We start from the raw sequence: 18,311 nt of genomic DNA on the forward strand, positions 1-18,311 counted from the left end.
ATTTAGTGGTTAAAAAAAGAATGGTGAAGGGGTATTGAAGTTTTCTTTGCAGATCATTCTAACGATAGTTAGGAATATATTTGGGCAAGAGCACAAGTAGGCACTTGCCCTAGCGCGGGGTACATTCAGCGAGTTACTGGATAAAAAGTATGGAGAAAAAGGTATTACGGGAAGAAATCGCACAAGCGAACCAAATGGTGTATCTGATGGACCAAATCAATAATGCCTCTCTAACACCAGGCCTCTACTATTTACCGCTTTACTTCCTCCGGCTTAAACAAACGAGCATCGGCCACAAATGTACCGAAGGGAAGGAGTGAAGCTGCCAAAGCCCAAAAGATCTTGCTAAAGCCCCATTTCAGTTCAACAGCTACTATGACCACCCAAAGGCAGTAGGCTATGAACAATACGCCGTGAGCCATGCCTACGTATGACGTGGGTTCAGGTATGTCCATCATGTATTTGAGCGGCATACAGATACCTAATAAAAGCAGGTAACTGATACCTTCTAAAAAGCCGAGTACTCTTAATCTGTTGATATTGGTCTTTAGCATCTGCGTCATATTTTGTGAATCCTGATAAACAGGTGTAAAGATTACGTCTGGCGGTGAATTAAACCAGAGTGGGAAACAAATAATTTCATTTTTAAGAAATAAAAGTCCCGGGAGTTTAAAATTTTGTTTCCCGGGACTTTTATAGTAGGCTAGTGTTGAGGCTCACCCACGTAACCTGCCGTTTGTAAGGCATTTACTATTTTTTGTTGGGCATTGCTGTCCGTTGCTTCCACTGTCAGTATCTTGTCCTGGCTCTGAAGGTCCACTTCCCACTTTTTCACTTCGGGCAATTTCTCCAGTTCAGGCCTTACAGCCTCTACACAGCCCATACATTTGATATTTGTTTTGAATTTTATGTTCATGTTCATTGGATTTAAAATAATACAAATTAGATTTTTGCAGCCCTTAATCTCAGGCTGTTACTTACTACGGATACAGAACTTAGGGCCATAGCTGCACCTGCGATCATCGGATCCAGGAGGAAGCCGTTTACCGGGTACAGTATACCTGCTGCGATCGGGATGCCTATAAGGTTATATATAAATGCCCAAAACAGGTTTTGACGAATGCCTGCCACCACTTTACCCGACAAATTAAAGGCTTTGGGGACCGATTTAAGGTCGGACGTGATCAATGTCATTTTGGCCACATCCATGGCTATATCAGAGCCTTTGCCCATAGCGATGCTTACATCTGCCTGAGCGAGGGCATGAGAGTCATTGATGCCGTCACCAACCATCGCCACCACATGTCCTTTTTGTTGAAGCTTTTTGACAAAATCAGCCTTGTCAGCAGGTAGTACTTCCGACTCAAAATGTTTCAGGTCTATCTGTTTGGCTATGGCAGTGGCAGTCTGGTGATTATCACCGGTTAGCATGTAGACGTCTATGCCTTTCTTTTGCAGCAACTCTATGGCCTCCCGGGATGTAGGTTTGATCTGGTCTGCAATGGCTATTACGGCTTGCAGGTTCTGCTCATCAGCAAAATAAACCACGGTTTTGGCTTCTGTCTGCCATTCATCAGCCTTATGGATTATCTGCGGGTCCATAGCAATATTATTCTCCAGGAGTAGCTTTCTGTTTCCGATCAGGTACAGGGTGTCCTTATGCTTTGCTGATACTCCTTTGCCGGTAATGCTGTCGAAGTCGGTCATTTTAACAGGTTTTACATTTTCTGCTTTCAGCTTATTCACCACTGCTTCTGCCAGCGGGTGCTCTGATTGGGATTCAAGCGTGAGGAGGATGTCAGCCAGTTTACCGGTTTCAGGACTTGCCCACACCAGGTTAGTTACTACAGGTTTGCCCTCCGTAATGGTTCCTGTTTTGTCCAGGATTACAGTACTAACTTTATGGGCAAGTTCCAGGCTCTCAGCATCCTTAATGAGTATATTGTTTTCGGCACCCTTGCCCACACCAACCATGATGGCTGTAGGAGTGGCCAGCCCTAATGCACACGGACAGGCTATTACCAGGACTGTAATTGAGGTCAGCAACGCATGTGTAAAGGCATCATCACCCCCGGCAATCAACCATACGGCAAACGTGATGATGGAAATGCCCATTACTACAGGCACAAAAATGCCGGCGATTTTGTCTACAAGCTTTTGTACAGGGGCTTTGCTTCCCTGGGCTTCCTGTACCATTTTAATGATCTGGGCCAGTAAAGTGTCAGAGCCGACCTTTTCTGCAATAAACCGGAAACTTCCTTTTTGGTTGATCGTACCGGCGAATACTTTACCGTCTTTTTGCTTCTCCACGGGAATAGGCTCACCTGTGATCATGCTCTCATCCACATAAGAACTGCCCTCTTTCACTACACCGTCTACAGGCACCTTCTCACCAGGCCTGACCAGTATTTCGTTTCCCGCTTTTACAGAGGAGATGGGGATTTCCATCTCTTTACCGTCAGTAACAACTATTACAGTTTTGGGCTGTAAACCCATAAGCTTTTTAATAGCGGATGAAGTGCTTGACTTTGCCCGCTCTTCCAGCAGCTTACCGAGTGAGATAAAAGCGATAATAACAGCCGCTGCTTCATAATAAACATGTGCACCCAGACCTTTGGATGTCCAAAACTCAGGATATAAGGTGTTGAATACACTAAACGCAAAGGCTATGCCTGTACTAAGCGCCACCAGCGTATCCATATTAGCCATACCGTGCGAGGCCTGTTTGTAAGCGTTAATAAAGAAGTTTCTTCCGAAATAGAAAAGTATAGGGGCGGTAAGGGCCATTGAGATCCATTCGCCATAGGGCAGGTCCATGAAGAACATGCCTATGATTACCACCGGAACTGCCAAAATGGATGACCAGATCGTACGGTGCTTGATTTCCTGGTATTTCTTATGCTGCGCCTCTTCCTGTAGTGCCTGAGGGTCTTCCGTATCTATAATCAGGTCGTATCCAATCGAGCGAACGGCATTTTGCAGTTCCTCAGCTGCGATATTGCTATTTTCAAATTCAACCCAGGCAGATTGGGTGGCAAAATTGACCCCGGCATCTTTTACTCCGTTTACGGCTTTGAGTGTTGACTCAACACTCACCGCGCACGCCGCGCAACTCATACCACTCACCGGATAGGTTTGTTTGTTATTTGTAGCCATGATTTTTGCTTTGTATTATGTTAACAAAGCTCGGCTCAAACCCATTGACTTATGTTATAGAATTATCGCAGAGTTTTACATCATTGGCTGCTTATTTAATCCAGTTCTTCGGAATCATATCTGATCGATAAATGACCTGTGAGGTTGTGATTGTTTTTTGAAAGCGCTTGGACTCATGCCTGTTACTTTTTGGAATTGTCCGCTGAGGTGGGCAACGCTGCTATACCCAAGTTTCCAGGCTATTTCAGAAAGGGTAAGCTGGTCGTACAGGAGCAACTCTTTTACCTTTTCAATTTTTTGCTTGATGATGTACTGCTCTATAGTGATCCCTTCAACAGAAGAGAACAGCCGGCTTAGGCTTTTATAGTCCTGATTTAGCGTTTCCGCTATAATGTCCGACCAATTAAACTTTTGCTGTTGAAGGGTATTTTCTTCATGATGTACTTTGCGGATCACAATATTTTTAATGGACTCGATGTTCTGTTGTTGGCGGTTGTTGATCAGCTCAAAGCCCAATTGTTTCAAACCCTGGTCAATGGTCTTTAACTTGCCTTGAGGGATATCAGATTCAGTTACTACTTCACCCAGTGTTACGGACGTGTACCTGATGCTTTCCTGTTCCAGTAAGTCCCTGACAGCTGCAATGCAGCGTGGGCATACCATATTCCTAATGTGTAGTTTCATCCAATTAGCTGTTTTCCTTTACAAATCTAACGCCTCTCATGTTATCAGGTTACCTTTGTTGTAAAATAACAGGTTAAGAAGTTTTTATGCATTATATTTGCACCAATTTGGGGGATTTTTACAGGAGCTCCTGTAGCGATAAGTTTTAATTTTTTTATTATGCCCTTAGTTCAGTCAAAATACAAACCTCCTTTTTATCTAAAAAATGGCCACCTGGCCACGGTTGTTCCCAGTGCATTTCGTAGGGTTAGTGATGTGGAGTATATAAGGGAGCGAATTACCACTGCGGACGGTGATTTTTTAGACCTTGACTGGTCAACCCAGAGTTCTGAAAAGCTTATTATAATTTCGCACGGTCTGGAGGGAAGTGCCAACCGGCCTTATGTGAAAGGTATGACCAAATACTTTTACAGATATGGTTGGGATACACTTGCCTGGAACTGCCGCAGCTGCAGTGGGGAGATCAATAGCAAGGCGCGATTTTACCATCATGGAGATAGCGAAGATCTTGCCCGGGTAGTGGAGCATGCCATAGGGAAAAGTGACTATTCTACTGTAGTACTTGTGGGCTTCAGTATGGGAGGAAGCATGACGCTGAAGTATCTGGGTGAAATGAGTGACCATATTATGCCGCAGGTCAGGGGAGGTGCTGTCTTTTCAGTTCCGGTCGATCTTGGTTCGAGTGTCGCGGAACTGGCAAGAAGGAGCAATAATTTTTATCGCAGGCGTTTCCTCAAAAAGCTGGAGAAAAAGATCAAACTAAAGGCGGTTAAGTACCCTGATGAAGTACAATATACAGGGTTTGATAATATTCGTTATTTTCCTGATTTTGATAACATGTATACAGCACCGCTACACGGCTTTAAGGATGCTGAGGATTTTTATAATAAGGCAAGCGCTAAACAATATATGTATAATGTGAAGCGTCCGACCCTCCTGGTTAATGCCTGGAACGATCCGTTTTTACCCGAAGCGTGTTATCCGCAGAAACAATGTGAAAAGCATAATTACCTGTATTTTGAATCACCTGAGTATGGAGGCCATGTAGGGTTTACATTGAAAGGGAGCGAGTTTAACTATATGGAGCACAGAGCTCTGCAGTTCTTCAACGAAAATATTGACTAACCTGAACAATTGCTGATTTTGGCTCTTATCAGTTTAACTTTTTCTTCTCTTTCGAAATCAAAGGTCTTCTCCGCAGCTGTAATATGTTCCAGCATCACCAACGATTTTTTGTAAAGACTTATGCTTTTTAAAGAGCAGGACGGGGAAGTAAATTCTGCAGCCTGAAAACAAAGCTCGGCCAGTACCTTAAATTCTATAGTGGTTAGCTTCCTGGTGTTTGTCAGAAATGCTGTCACTTCTGAGTCATTCAGAGCTTCAAGCTCATCAATGCCTATGCCTGACGTCTGTTCAAAATAATTATTGATCAGTTTTTCAGCTTCAGCTGTTTTTCCATCCTGCTTTAGCCCCATCAATTTGGCCAGCAGGATGCTGAGTTTTTCCAATTCCTTCAATATGAAGTCCCGCTGCATCATTCCTCGTCAAGGATTTGTTGTACTCGGCCAATCTGGCCATCCTGCAGCCGAACTTTGATACCCCGGTGGTGAGTAGGTGATTTGGTCAGCAGGTCTTTTACTATTCCTTCTGTGAGTTTTCCTGTCCGTTGGTCTTTTTTTAGCACAATGGCAACCCTTAAGCCCGGACTGATATCTTTTCTGTTGGTACCGTTCATGTATCAAATATATATTCACATCAAAAGTACATGATTTAATGGTAAGCTACCACTTTGAAATACACAATCATAACGTTACATTTAAGATGAAACTATATCATTACCATGAATAAGATACTAACTATAGCATTTATTTCGGCTTTTACAGTGGCATGTGAGAGTGGGAAGAAGGAAGAAAGCGAACAATTGAAAGAGCCAACGGTAGCAAGCGAAAGTGTAAATACGCTTGAGAAAGACATGGTAGGAGAGTGGCGCAATGTAGCCATGAAAGTAACCATTAAAGGAGAGCAGGCGGACTCGGTGGTAGATGTACCAGCTGGCAAATGGGAAGAAATGCTTAAAATTCAGCCAATCAGAACTGTATTTAATGAAGATGGTACTTTTAGTTCGGAATACAGAGACCTTGACGATGCCGTAATAATGACAAGTGCCGGAACGTGGGCTGTAAATGGTGATACATTGAAAATGACTCAGGAGGGTACCACAACTTATTATTTTACAAAGGTAAAAGACGGCATAGCTGAGTTTGAGGGCAATCTGGATTGGGATGAAGATGGTGATGCTGATGATCATTATTGGGGCAAGCAAAGAAAACAGGGGAAACAAAATGACTAGATCATTCGTATCCATTTTCTATTGCGATTACCCTTTAAAATGAAAAAACTACTGACAAGATTTTTCTTGCTGGTTATTCTCATAATACTCATTTATGGGTTGAGCTATGCATGGCGTGCCTTCCCCATAATCAGTGGTTATGGAGCTAAAAATCTATGTAGTTGTACCTATGTTTCAGGAAGGACGCCTGAATCTGTAATAAAAAATGAGTTGGGAGCTTTTCCGCTTTCCCTGGGGACATTTCGTATTGATCAGTCTGACTCTTCCGCCCATGGTGAAGTTTTTGGGCTGGCGGCTAAGAAAGCTATTTATCGCAAAGGATTAGGATGCACCCTCATTTCTGAAATTAATGAAAGTGAGATGAGATCACTGGAGTATAAACTACCGGATTCAATTATTACACTTTCCGATACGGTTGACTGGCCTCTGGGTACCACTATACCCGACAGTGTTAATAGTGCGATAAATATGAAGGCCTTGAAAAAAGCTGTAGGTAAAGCATTTCAGGAGCCGGATAAAGAGCATCCCCAAAATACGCGGGCTGTTGTAGTTATTCACGATGGCAAATTGATATTGGAACAATACGCCGACGGGTATGACAGTACCACTCCGCAAATGGGATGGTCTATGACTAAAAGTGTGACTAACGCCTTGATCTCCCTTCTCATAAAGGATGGAAAACTTCATTTATATCAACCTGCACCGATAGAGCTGTGGAAAGCGGAGGGAGATGCAAGAGGTATAATAACCATTGACCACCTGCTAAGAATGAGCAGTGGTCTGGAGTGGGAGGAAGAATATTCCGGTCCCAGCAGCGCTACCAATATGTTGTTTAAGCAGGCTGACATGGGGGTTTTTGCTGCAGGTTTTCCGCTGGAAAATCCGCCCGACACTAAATGGTATTATTCAAGCGGAACTTCTAATATTCTCTCTCTGATAGTAAGGCAGAATGTGAATAGTGATTATTATAGTTTTGCTTATGAAAGGCTGTTTAATAAACTCGGTATGACCAGTGCCGTTATCGAACCAGATGCCTCAGGTGTCTATGTAGGCTCCTCATACATGTATGCTACACCCAGAGATTGGGCAAAATTTGGGCTGCTTTATCTGAACGACGGCGTATGGAATGGTGAAAGAATACTTCCCGAAGGCTGGGTTAAATATTCTTCAACTCCAACACCCGGAGCAAAACGGGGAGAGTATGGCGCTCATTTCTGGCTGAATGCCGGAGCCGTAGGTGACCCTTCTGATCGGTGGTACCCGGATGCACCCACTGACATATTTAGCATGAATGGGTTTGAGGGGCAGCGTGTTTTTATAGTTCCGTCAAAAAAAGCAGTTATTGTACGGCTAGGGCTTACCAAGAGAGGTGATTTTGACTTTAACGAATTTTTAAAGGAAGTTTTGAATACCTTACCGGATTAGAATTCTTAGTTTATGGCCAGCGCTCTGTTTCTTGTTTCCTAACCCTGATCCACAGAAGCAATGGCCTGTTGTATCACACCGATTGAAGTCTTTAGTTTTTCCCGCTCCGTATCTGACATCTTAGGGATCAGAATTTCAGTGGCTCCATCAGTGCCGACAATGGCAGGGAGAGAAATAGCAACTTTACCTAACCCCAAAGCATCAGGCATAACACGGGACAGTGTGATGATCCTTCTTTCACCCCTTAGTATCCATTTCAATAATGTAGCCGTAACCAAACCTATGGCATGATTGGTGGCACCTTTTCTTTTTATAATTTCCTGTGCAGCCGTGCGGACCTGTTCAGCTATCGTATCTTCTTTTTCCGATGTCCAGCCAGGCCAGGCTCTCAGGTCTGTTCCCCCTGCAGTTGCGCCCGACCATAACACTACGTCAGAGTCGCCATGCTCACCCACCACCTGGGCGTGAACACTACGCGGATCAAGATGAAGGTGTTTTCCAAGAATTTCTTTCAGGCGGGCGGTATCCAGCATAGTCCCTGTACCGATCACCCTTGATTCTGGCAGTCCTGAAAATTTTTGAAAGAAGTATGTAAGTACATCGACTGGGTTGGAAACCACGACTATAATGCCCTGATAATTTTTTAATTTAAAGGCTATTTCGCGGGCAATAATTACATTTTCATTCAGCAGCTGAAGCCTCGTTTCTCCGGGCTTTCCACCACGGCCGGCAGCAATCACAATTGCTTCCGTGTTCATCATTTCCTCAATGGTGGTGGCCCTAACCCTGGCGGTGGGGTAGAAGGAGGAGCCATGGCTCAGATCCATGGCTTCACCCTCGGCAATTTCTGTTTTTATGTCATAAAGCAGCAGTTCATTGGCTATGCCGGAATGGAGTATAGAGATGGCAACACTACTGCCAACCCAGCCCATGCCGATTATTCCAATAGATTTTCTGCCCTCCATTCTTAATACTGCTGCATTTCAGAGTCAATTTGTCTGGCCCATTCCAGTATACCTCCTTTAAGGTTGTACAAGTTATCAAGGCCATACTTGCTTTCCCAGTACTGAATAGCCTGAGCACTTCTCGCCCCGCTGCGGCAATGTACCACTACCTTTTTATCCCGGGCTATTTTATCTCCGGCCTCAGGTACCTGCTGCATAGGGATAAGTTCACCGTTCAAATTGGCAATGTCATATTCATGTGGTTCGCGAACATCAAGTAACTGGAAGTCTTCACCTGACTCCTGAAGTGATTTCAGCTCTTGTACGGTAATTTCTTTCATGATTTTTGTGGTTTTAGGCCCATAACAAAACTCTTCATAGTCTATGAGTTTGTCAATTACGGGAGCGTTTTTATTTCTGTTAATTTTAATGATCCTGCTTTGCATGCTCAGCGCATCGAAGATAAGTATCTTTCCTGAAAGTGGCTGCCCAATCTTTGCTAATACCTTAATGGCTTCGTTGGCTTGCATGGATCCGATTATGCCGGGAAGCACTCCTATAACGCCACCTTCAGCGCAGTTGGGTACAGATTCAGGTTCCGGTGGTTCCGGGTAAAGGTCTCTGTAGTTTGGCCCATTTTGATAATTAAATACAGCCACCTGCCCCTCAAACCTGAAAATAGAGCCATATACAAAAGGTTTACCCAGCATGGTGCAGGCATCATTGACGAGGTACCTTGTTGGGAAATTGTCAGTCCCGTCGATGATCAGGTCATAATTTTTCAGCACGTCCAGTGCATTTTCAGAGGTCAGGCGGATTTCGTGTACTTCAACATCAATGTACGGGTTGAGTGATTTCAATTTTTCCGCAGCAAGCCGTGCTTTTGATTTTCCGATGTCAATTTGCTGAAACAGTACCTGCCTCTGTAAGTTAGTTTCATCTACCTGGTCGAAATCCACAATACCAATGGTACCTACACCTGCAGCCGCCAGATAAAGCAAGACCGGACTACCCAGGCCCCCGGAGCCTACTACCAAAACTTTTGAAGTTTTGAGTTTTTCCTGTCCTGCCTGTCCAAACTGTGGTAAGGTAAGATGGCGCTGGTATCGTGCAAGTTCGTTGGTGGTAAGCATATTCGAATTAGCCTTTGGTCAATTATTAAAAACGTTTCAGCGCAAGATTGGATACGGTGTCACCGATGGATAGCGAAGAAGTAGCCGCAGGAGATGGCGCGTTACATACGTTTACGGCATATTCATTTTCAAGGATCAGAAAATCATCTATTAAGCCTCCGTTACGGTCGCAGGCCTGAGCTCGGACACCTGCTCCGCCAGGTTGCAAGTCTTCTTCCCTGATCTCAGGCAACAGTTTTTGCAGGGCTTTGGTAAATGCTGCCTTTGAAAACGATCTGTACATCTCACCCATGCCTGTTTTCCAGTACTTCATGGCTACTTTCTGAAAACCCGGCCAGGCAAGAGATTCCCCAAGTTCCTTCACACTTATGTCGCTTTTTTTGTATCCTTCCCGCTTAAATGCAAGCACAGCATTGGGGCCGGCTTCAACGCCTCCTTCCATCATACGCGTAAAATGAACCCCAAGAAACGGGAAATTAGGATCCGGGACAGGGTAGATCAGGTTTTTAACCAATCCTTCCTTATTCGCATTCAGTTTGTAATATTCACCTCTGAACGGTATGATCTTAACATTAATTTTTTGATGGGTAAATGCAGCCACTTTGTCAGAATACAATCCTGCGCAGTTTACGACCAGCTTGGTAGTATATGTACCTTTGTCTGTGGCCACAGTGCTTTCTGTAGTTCCTGTGTGGATGCCAACAACTCTTTCGCCAAGATGGATGTCTCCACCTTTTTCACGGATGAGCGCTGCATATTTTTGAGCGACAACTTTATAATTAACAATACCCGTTTGAGGCACGAAAATTCCTTCAAGTCCATTTACGTGTGGTTCGTATTCTTTCAACTCATCAGCTTTCAAAAGCTTCATATTAGTAAGGCCGTTTTGTTCACCTCGCTTGAACAAGTTATGCATCAATGGGATTTCCTCTTTGGAGGTAGCCACTACAATTTTTCCACAGAGGTCATAGTCAATTCCATTCTCATCACAAAAAGCAATGAGTTGGTGATACCCGTTTATACAATTGGTAGCTTTCAGGCTTCCGGGCTTATAGTAGAGCCCGGAGTGTATCACCCCACTATTATGCCCGGTCTGATGCGCTGCGGGTTTATCTTCTTTATCAATCACCAATAACCTAAGGGCAGGTTTTTTTGTTTTTATCTTTAGGGCTGTAGCTAGACCAACAATCCCTGCGCCTATTACAATTATATCGTACTTCAAGACTTATGTATTTGTATGTGTAGATGCGAAGATATAATATGTTTATTGAAATCGTGAAAGATGGACTTATCATCTTTATTATCGCAAAGAGATGTAACTTTGGAAAATGTTGAAACAGTATATTGTACGAATAAAATATAAGAATATTTACTTCATGTTGTTGCTGGCTTTGATTATGGGGTGTTCTGACCCTATACTAAAGCCTGCATTTATTATAGCTGAGACTCCGGAGGATATTAAACCTGTGACAGGTAAGTGGGTAAGGCCGGTACTGTATGATAACAGAATTGATTTTAGCAGACTTTCTGTAAAGAAAAAGAAACAGAAATTTATTGAAATGCTGTTACCTTCAATTCTATTGGTAAAGCATAACCTCGCAGTAGAAAGGGCTCGTGTTGGCAATATAATTTGGAAGATGAAGAATGACGATCCGGTTAGTGGTGAAGACAAAGCATTTTTTGATACTAAAATGGAAGAGTTTAAGGCCAACAGTCCGGAGGACCTTTATAACCGCATGGCAACGCACCCAACAAGTATTGTGCTTGCGCAGGCTGCAATTGAGAGTGGTTGGGGCAGTTCACGGTTTTTTAACGAAGCTAATAATATTTTTGGCGTTTGGTCATATAACCCTGACGAAGACAGGATTATGGCATCTCAAAGCCGGGGAGACCAGGCCATATTCTTGCGTAAGTATCCCGACTTAAGAGGTTCCATTAAAGATTATTTTCTTACCCTTTCCCGGGCCAACGCTTACGGAAACTATCGCCAGCAGCGGTTAAAAGTAAAGGATCCTTATCAGCTTACCTACTTCCTGAAAAACTATTCAGAGTTACGCTATACCTATGTTTCCAGGTTGAATATGGTAATGCGGAAGAACAACCTTACGCAATACGACAGCCTGAAGCTGGACCCATCATACTACAACAGCGAAAATCATATCATTCTTTAAAAAAAGTCAATGAGGTTAATATTGATATTTGTTTTGTTATCCATCACTTCAGCCTGTAATTCCGGTTCATCAGAAAAAGCAGTAGTCAGCGAGCCGGTAACGGGAAACAGGTCAGTAGTTTGCTTTGTTTACCACCGTTTTGGAGATAACAGATATCCTTCAACCAATGTAAGTCTTACTGATTTTGCCGCGCACCTGAAATATCTTAAAGAGCATCAATTTACCGTAATGACTCTGTCTGATGCAGTGAAGTATCTACGGACAGGTGATAGTAATATGAAAGTAGCAGTTATTACGGTGGATGACGGCTACGATACCTTTCTGTCAGGAGCTATGCCACTGTTGCGAAAGTTTGGATACCCTGCCACGCTTTTTGTTAACACTGAAACAGTGGGAGGAGGGGGCTACCTTGATTGGGATGAGTTACGGAAGATATCCGGTGAAGGTGTGGAGATAGGCAACCATAGCCATTCACATGCTTATTTTTTGAATATTCCGGAGCATGAACGCGTTCAAAAATTCAGAGAAGATGTCAGGCAGGCGCAGGCAATGATTCGGGAGCGTCTGGATCTGGAACCTGCGGCATTTGCCTATCCTTATGGAGAGTTTTCTCCTGAAATGAAAAAGGTAATAGAGGAAATGGGTTTTGAGTCGGCAGCAGCTCAGAACTCAGGAGTAATGAATAGCCATGGTGATTATTTTGCCTTGCCCAGGTTTCCGATGGCTGATGCTTATGCAGATATCAATGGCTTTGCTGAGAAGGCCGGCATGGAGCCACTTCGAATAAAAGAAGAAATACCTGCGTCCGTACTCGTAACAAATGATCCGCCTTCCATTGAAATTGATTTCATGAATGAAGGTTTAAATACCTCTTCGTTGCAATGCTTTGTACAGAGTGGTAGTTGTAATGTGCAAATCTTGCGTGAGGACCCTTTGAAGGTGAAATTGACTGCCAGGCAGCCGCTTAAAAGAAGGAGAACTCTCTATACGGTTACCATCCGTTCCGCAGAGGGGAAATGGCACTGGTACAGTCACTTGTGGATTAAACCGGAAATAAAAGAATAAGGGACGATCAATCGTCCCTTATTCTTTTATTTTTCTTCCTTAAAATCCATTGCTGCCGAGTTAATGCAGTACCTTAGTCCTGTAGGTTCAGGGCCATCGGGGAAAACATGGCCAAGGTGGCCGCCACATCTGGAGCAAACCACTTCTTCCCGAACCATACCGAGGCTGGTATCCTTTATTATTTCCACATTTTCGTCGTCTATGGGTTCATAGAAGCTTGGCCAGCCGCTACCAGACTCAAACTTGGTGTCAGAATCAAATAACTTCTGATGGCATGCAGCGCAGTAGTAAACACCATCTTTGTGATTGTCCCAGTACTTCCCGGTAAATGCTCTTTCAGTGCCTTTCTCTCTAAGAACATGATATTCTTCCGAGGTAAGCTCTTTTTTCCATTCTTCTTCTGACTTCATTATTTTATCCTTTTTATTTCTCTCAATAGTTTTTCTTGCCTCTTGCCCTTTACTGCATGATACAAGGCTAAACACCAGTGTTAAAATAAGCAAAACAAAGGGGGTATTTAAAATTTTCATAACACTCATACTTACGTTAAATATTACAAACTGTTTTTGTATATTAAAGTTTCTATTATATAGTCATTTGCCATATTATGTCTTTTCAAAGACAAAAACTATTTTAGCAAACTTCGCACAGATTTGATGTATTTACCTTTTAAATTGCTATTTTGGAGTTATTTTTTGAAATTAAAATAAATGAAGTTTACTTTACAAAGTAGAGAGTTGTGCTTTAAGCCATTCAATTCATGAGAAAGCTATTTTTTATTCTTACATTTTTATTTGTTGGCCTTGCCGTGCAGGCGCAAAATTATCAATTACATTCTGTTTATATCTATAGTTTCATTCGCTACATCCAATGGCCCGGAGGAGATACTTCCTCCGATTTTGTTATAGGCGTTTTGGGAGACTCACCTTTGATCCCGCACCTTCAGAAAATGGCGGAAGTTAAAAAAGCAGGAAACCGCACCATTGTGATAAAAAAGTTTAACTCGGTAAACGAAGTGGCCAATAGTGACATATTGTTTATGTCTAAAGAGTCAGGTAATCAGTTGCAGGGGCTTTTGTCTAAACTAAAGAACAAAAATACCATGATAATAACTGAGGAAGAAGGCATGGGAAAAGAGGGGAGCAACATTAATTTTGTAATCCGAAATGGCAAGCTCGCTTTTGAACTAAACAGGGCAGCAATGGATCGGGCTGACCTGAAAGTATCAACAGAGCTAACCCGGTTAGCCATTATTATATAATTAAGAATTAAGTAACAATATTTAATCTACAGATTCAGCTATATGCGAAAGATGAAATTCAAAATTGGTAATAAGATTTTTGGTGGTTTTCTCATCCTCATAGTATTGTTTGTTGTCAATGCTTCGATCATTTTTTACAATGGTAATGTGATTGATCAGGTAGTAAACCGTTCTTCTGAGGTGATAAGGCCGTCTAAAGAAGCGATTAATGACTTTATCCTTTTGGTGACCAGATCTAAAATGCTTATTACCAACTGGGTGTATCTGCAAAGCAACACTGATGACAAGGATGCTCTGAGGGACCTGCACGAATTTGACTACCCTGAGCTGAAGGATGAGATCACCGGGCTGATGGTAAACTGGGAAATTGATAGTCAAAGACAATTAATGGACTCTGTTTTCACGGAGTTTGACAAGCTGTTAAAAGTAGAGAAAGAAGTAATGGGACAGTTGGTGACCTTTGAAAATTATGAGGATCCGCTAACGAAACTTCTGGCAGAGGACGCCATTGAAAGCCAGGTTATCCCCCTGACATCATCCATCATCTCCATGCTTGACAAGATTGCTGAAATGCAACAGGAGGTGACTGAGGAGTCTGATGCTGATTTGAAAACTGCTGCCGACCAATTGAGGAATATTACGATCATTTTGGGAGTAATTATCGTTGCATTAGGCCTGTTCATGGCCTTTGTGATGGCCCGATCCATTACGCGACCGATTAATTATATCAAGGATGTGGTGGTCAAGCTGGGTAAAGGAGAGCTTGTGGACGATTCGGGACGCAAGTTTAACAATGACGAGATAGGGGAAATGGCGGCTGCAATGGATAGTCTCATACATGGTTTGAGATCTACTACTTTGTTTGCCGAAAACATAGGTAAGGGAAGCTACGATTCTGAATTTAAACCGCTAAGTGACCATGATGTGTTGGGTAATGCCCTTCTGGAAATGAGGGAGAACCTTTCGCGTGTTGCTGAAGAGGACAAGAAGAGAAACTGGTCTACTGAAGGCCTTGCCAAATTTGGTGATATCCTTAGAAAGAACAATGATAACATCAGCAAGCTTGCCGATGATATTATCCGTAACCTGGTCAAATACATGAGGGCCAATCAGGGTGGAATTTATATTATAGAGGACGATGGCTCTGATGATCCTTTTATGACCTTAATGGCAGTCTACGCATGGGACAAGAAAAAGTACCTTAACCAAAAAGTATATAAAGGTGAAGGCCTTGCCGGTCAGGTATGGTTGGAAATGGATACCATCTATTTAACGGAAGTGCCTGATAACTACATTAAGATCACCTCAGGGCTTGGAGATGCTAACCCTAAAAGTATACTGATCGTGCCGCTGAAAGTTAACGAAGAGATCTATGGTGTGGTGGAGATTGCTTCATTCAATGCTTTTGAAGAGCACGAAATAGATTTTGTTGAAAAGATTGCCGAAACGATCGCTTCAACTGTGTCTTCAGTTAAGATCAATGCCAAAACTCAGAGCCTGCTTGAAGAATCTCAGGAAATGACTGAGCAAATGAGATCGCAGGAAGAGGAGATGAGACAGAATATGGAAGAGCTGCAGGCCACACAGGAAGAGATGCAAAGAGGTCAGGCTGAGGCTGAAAATACCATGGATGCCATTAATCAGGCCGTAGCAACCATAGAGTTTGACCCTGAGGGTAAAATAGTGAATGTAAACCGTAACTTCCTTGATATGATGGGATATAGCAAGGACGAATTGGTGGGTGAGTTCCATAGAATATTCGTAACTAAGGAAGAAAAGACTTCGGATGACTATAAGCAGTTCTGGAGGGACCTCTCTTCAGGTCAGTTAAAAGAAGGCGAATATAAAAGACTTGACAAGTCCGGTAAAACCAGGTTCCTCAAGGAGAGCTACGCTCCAATAAGAAACAGGGACGGTTCTACAGCAAAAATTATGATGTTTGCTACAGACATCACAACATATAAATAAGAGAGACCGGGGCAACTCAAAATGAATAAGAAGTGAAAAACCTTCTCCATAAAAGGGGAAGGTTTTTTATTAAGAGGTGAGTGTGGCTACAAGCTCCTTTAGTTCGTCAGGAGAGGAGGCCACATGACTGGCACCAATCTCCATCAGGATATCCGCATGTCCGCTGCGTATATGGCTGGCCCCCGTAAAGCCTATTACCGTCATACCCGCATCAACGGCCGCTTTAACACCACTCTTGCTGTCCTCCACAACCAGGCAATATTCAGGGTTTACTTCCAGGGTTTTTGCAGCATGAAGATAAATGTCAGGCCAGGGCTTGGGGTTTGCTACCATTTCAGAGGAAAAGAATTTCTCTTTAAAAATATCCTCGAGGCCGATGTGTTTAACCGCCTTTTTAACCTGCCATAAACTACTGTTTGATACCACTGCTTTAGGAAATGGTAAGGTTCTAACTACGTCCTGCATGCCCTTCACCGGCCTAAGCTGGTTATAAATATCCACATCACATTGGTGGGTAAACTCCTTGAGATTTATCTTTTGCAGTTGATCCGGAGATAGTAATGAATTGAATATTGAAGAAATGGTCTTGCCTGTATAAGTACTTAAATAATCTTCAACAGAGATGTGAATGTCGCACTGAGTGAAGGCTTTGGTCATGACCTCAGCTGCTATTATTTCTGTATCTACGAGTACGCCATCACAATCAAAAATGAGTTGTTTAAACATGAAACGGATTTTTTTGTTGATATAATTTGTAATTACAGTGCAATGATAATATTTTGTCGGCAACGATTATGTAATAAATTTGAGTATCTTGCGCAAATTGAAGATAGCATAGGCTGTCGGGAGGTACTGCGAAGTATTGGCGCCGTTGATTTTAAATAATGTAAATATTGAAATTTAAAGATTTGGGCCTGGATAATCGCCTGTTAGAGGGGATTGAGGCCATTGGTTTTGAAAATGCTACTCCGGTTCAGGAGCAGGCAATTCCAGAGATTTTAAGTGGTAAAGACATGATTGCGTCGGCCCAGACTGGTACGGGCAAAACGGCAGCGTTCTTACTACCGGTCATTCACCAGATTTTATCGGGTGACCATGATGATAATCATATCAAAGCACTCATCATAGTTCCCACCAGGGAGCTGGCTGTTCAGATTGATCAGCAAATGGAAGGATTGTCGTATTTTACATCAGTCAGTTCTATAGCTGTTTACGGGGGTGGCGATGGTAGCTCTTTTACACGTGAGAAGCAGGCGCTTTCTGAGGGGGCTGATGTAATTGTAGGCACCCCCGGGCGTTTAATTGCCCATCTGAACATGGGCTATGTAAAGGTTGATCAGCTACAGCACCTTATTCTCGATGAGGCCGACCGGATGCTGGACATGGGCTTTTATGACGATCTGATGAAGATTATCTCTTATCTTCCAAAACAACGACAAAACCTGTTGTTTTCTGCCACGATGCCTCCAAAGATCAGGGAGCTGGCCAAGAAAATCCTTCACGAACCTGTAGAGATCAATATAGCAGTGTCAAAGCCCGCTGAGCGTATTCTGCAAGTAGCTTTTGCTGTTTATGACAACCAGAAGATTCCTTTGGCTAAATATCTGCTACAGGCTAAAAAACTACAAAGTGTCATTGTCTTTTGCAGTACCAAAAGCAGTGCAAAGCAATTGGCAAAGGAATTAAAAGGGCTTGGATTTCAGGCTGAAGATATTCACTCTGACCTTGATCAAACTGAAAGAGAGCAGGTGCTGAGGAGCTTCAAAAACAGAAAACTTAATATATTGGTGGCCACCGATATTATGTCACGAGGTATTGATATTGAAGATATAGAGTTGGTGATTAACTATGATGTACCTAATGATGGGGAAGACTATATTCATCGAATTGGGAGAACTGCAAGGGCAGCTTCAAAAGGGGTGGCTTTTACCTTTATCAATGAAAAGGAGCAAGGCAAGTTTTTGGGTATAGAAGAACTCTTGGGGTCACCTGTTCCCAAAGGAAAAGTCCCTGCATCACTTGGCGAAGCCCCTGTTTATCAGCCTAAGAAACGACGGGCCGGTGGATTTAAAGGGTCAAGAAAACCCAGGAACGGATATAAAAAGAAGAGTTAATTAAATACTTTTTATAATATGAGAAAGCCTTCAGGTTTAA

At 42.9% G+C, this 18,311-nt stretch carries 19 protein-coding genes; 8 read left to right on the forward strand and 11 right to left on the reverse strand.

Annotation, left to right across the window (positions count from 1 at the left end; translation table 11 throughout):
• Nucleotides 1–251: 251 nt before the first annotated feature.
• The 4 genes from LVD17_RS21410 to LVD17_RS21425 form a co-directional block, all read right to left on the reverse strand.
• The gene (locus LVD17_RS21410; protein WP_306415957.1) at nucleotides 252–554 is read right to left on the reverse strand and encodes a DUF3817 domain-containing protein; all 303 of its coding nucleotides are present in this window, start codon (nucleotides 552–554) and stop codon (nucleotides 252–254) included.
• A gap of 149 nt (nucleotides 555–703) precedes the next feature.
• The gene (locus LVD17_RS21415) at nucleotides 704–916 is read right to left on the reverse strand and encodes a heavy-metal-associated domain-containing protein (RefSeq protein WP_233761129.1); all 213 of its coding nucleotides are present in this window, start codon (nucleotides 914–916) and stop codon (nucleotides 704–706) included.
• A gap of 26 nt (nucleotides 917–942) precedes the next feature.
• Nucleotides 943–3,156, reverse strand: a complete 2,214-nt coding sequence (locus LVD17_RS21420) for a heavy metal translocating P-type ATPase (RefSeq protein WP_233761131.1) — start codon at nucleotides 3,154–3,156, stop codon at nucleotides 943–945.
• Nucleotides 3,157–3,270: 114 nt separating this feature from the next.
• Entirely contained in the window at nucleotides 3,271–3,840 is a 570-nt protein-coding gene (locus tag LVD17_RS21425; protein ID WP_233761133.1) for a helix-turn-helix domain-containing protein, read from the reverse strand.
• Nucleotides 3,841–3,999: 159 nt separating this feature from the next.
• Here LVD17_RS21425 and LVD17_RS21430 point away from each other — a divergent pair, with 159 nt between their 5' ends.
• Nucleotides 4,000–4,965: a YheT family hydrolase gene (locus LVD17_RS21430; RefSeq protein WP_233761135.1), complete on the forward strand. Its 966-nt coding sequence runs from the start codon at nucleotides 4,000–4,002 to the stop codon at nucleotides 4,963–4,965.
• Here the strand turns inward: LVD17_RS21430 and LVD17_RS21435 are convergent.
• Nucleotides 4,962–5,378 (reverse strand): hypothetical protein, encoded by a 417-nt coding sequence (locus tag LVD17_RS21435; protein WP_233761137.1) that lies wholly within the window; start codon nucleotides 5,376–5,378, stop codon nucleotides 4,962–4,964. The two genes, LVD17_RS21430 and LVD17_RS21435, sit on opposite strands and share 4 nt — an antisense overlap.
• On the reverse strand, nucleotides 5,375–5,575 hold the full coding sequence (locus tag LVD17_RS21440; RefSeq protein WP_233761139.1) for a YwbE family protein: 201 nt from the start codon (nucleotides 5,573–5,575) through the stop codon (nucleotides 5,375–5,377). Before LVD17_RS21440 ends, LVD17_RS21435 begins: the two co-directional genes overlap by 4 nt.
• A 105-nt stretch (nucleotides 5,576–5,680) precedes the next feature.
• Between LVD17_RS21440 and LVD17_RS21445 the strand changes: the two genes are divergently transcribed.
• Both LVD17_RS21445 and LVD17_RS21450 read left to right on the forward strand, forming a co-directional pair.
• A complete protein-coding gene (locus LVD17_RS21445) occupies nucleotides 5,681–6,190 on the forward strand; it encodes a hypothetical protein (protein WP_233761141.1) in 510 nt (169 codons plus the stop codon).
• Between the two features lie 39 nt (nucleotides 6,191–6,229).
• Nucleotides 6,230–7,615 (forward strand): serine hydrolase domain-containing protein, encoded by a 1,386-nt coding sequence (locus LVD17_RS21450; protein WP_233761143.1) that lies wholly within the window; start codon nucleotides 6,230–6,232, stop codon nucleotides 7,613–7,615.
• 38 nt (nucleotides 7,616–7,653) lie between these two features.
• Here LVD17_RS21450 and LVD17_RS21455 read toward each other — a convergent pair whose 3' ends face one another.
• From LVD17_RS21455 to lhgD, 3 genes are read right to left on the reverse strand one after another with little or no spacing between them, the layout of a single operon-like run.
• Nucleotides 7,654–8,580, reverse strand: coding sequence for an L-lactate dehydrogenase (locus LVD17_RS21455; RefSeq protein WP_233761145.1), 927 nt, complete (start codon nucleotides 8,578–8,580; stop codon nucleotides 7,654–7,656).
• A gap of 2 nt (nucleotides 8,581–8,582) precedes the next feature.
• Nucleotides 8,583–9,692, reverse strand: coding sequence for a molybdopterin-synthase adenylyltransferase MoeB (gene moeB, locus LVD17_RS21460; RefSeq protein ID WP_233761147.1), 1,110 nt, complete (start codon nucleotides 9,690–9,692; stop codon nucleotides 8,583–8,585).
• Between the two features lie 25 nt (nucleotides 9,693–9,717).
• Nucleotides 9,718–10,914, reverse strand: coding sequence for an L-2-hydroxyglutarate dehydrogenase (gene lhgD, locus LVD17_RS21465; RefSeq protein ID WP_233761149.1), 1,197 nt, complete (start codon nucleotides 10,912–10,914; stop codon nucleotides 9,718–9,720).
• A 106-nt stretch (nucleotides 10,915–11,020) separates the two neighbouring features.
• On the opposite strand from lhgD, the gene LVD17_RS21470 reads away from it, so the two are divergent.
• Complete coding sequence (locus LVD17_RS21470) at nucleotides 11,021–11,863, forward strand: glucosaminidase domain-containing protein (RefSeq protein WP_233761151.1); 843 nt, start codon at nucleotides 11,021–11,023, stop codon at nucleotides 11,861–11,863.
• Between the two features lie 9 nt (nucleotides 11,864–11,872).
• A complete protein-coding gene (locus LVD17_RS21475) occupies nucleotides 11,873–12,928 on the forward strand; it encodes a polysaccharide deacetylase family protein (protein WP_233761153.1) in 1,056 nt (351 codons plus the stop codon).
• A gap of 26 nt (nucleotides 12,929–12,954) precedes the next feature.
• On the opposite strand, the gene msrB is transcribed toward LVD17_RS21475, so the two are convergent.
• Nucleotides 12,955–13,458 (reverse strand): peptide-methionine (R)-S-oxide reductase MsrB, encoded by a 504-nt coding sequence (msrB, locus tag LVD17_RS21480; RefSeq protein WP_233761155.1) that lies wholly within the window; start codon nucleotides 13,456–13,458, stop codon nucleotides 12,955–12,957.
• A 230-nt stretch (nucleotides 13,459–13,688) separates the two neighbouring features.
• Between msrB and LVD17_RS21485 the strand changes: the two genes are divergently transcribed.
• Nucleotides 13,689–14,189 (forward strand): YfiR family protein, encoded by a 501-nt coding sequence (locus LVD17_RS21485; RefSeq protein ID WP_233761157.1) that lies wholly within the window; start codon nucleotides 13,689–13,691, stop codon nucleotides 14,187–14,189.
• Nucleotides 14,190–14,240: 51 nt separating this feature from the next.
• Nucleotides 14,241–16,157 carry a PAS domain S-box protein gene (locus LVD17_RS21490; RefSeq protein ID WP_233761159.1) on the forward strand — a complete coding sequence of 639 codons (1,917 nt, stop codon included), beginning with the start codon at nucleotides 14,241–14,243 and terminating at the stop codon, nucleotides 16,155–16,157.
• Nucleotides 16,158–16,226: 69 nt separating this feature from the next.
• On the opposite strand, the gene LVD17_RS21495 is transcribed toward LVD17_RS21490, so the two are convergent.
• The gene (locus LVD17_RS21495; protein WP_233761161.1) at nucleotides 16,227–16,883 is read right to left on the reverse strand and encodes an HAD family hydrolase; all 657 of its coding nucleotides are present in this window, start codon (nucleotides 16,881–16,883) and stop codon (nucleotides 16,227–16,229) included.
• Nucleotides 16,884–17,050: 167 nt separating this feature from the next.
• On the opposite strand from LVD17_RS21495, the gene LVD17_RS21500 reads away from it, so the two are divergent.
• Nucleotides 17,051–18,271 carry a DEAD/DEAH box helicase gene (locus tag LVD17_RS21500; RefSeq protein ID WP_233761163.1) on the forward strand — a complete coding sequence of 407 codons (1,221 nt, stop codon included), beginning with the start codon at nucleotides 17,051–17,053 and terminating at the stop codon, nucleotides 18,269–18,271.
• Nucleotides 18,272–18,311: the final 40 nt, after the last annotated feature.

The sequence above is a fragment of the Fulvivirga ulvae genome (genome assembly GCF_021389975.1).
Taxonomy (GTDB): domain Bacteria; phylum Bacteroidota; class Bacteroidia; order Cytophagales; family Cyclobacteriaceae; genus Fulvivirga; species Fulvivirga ulvae.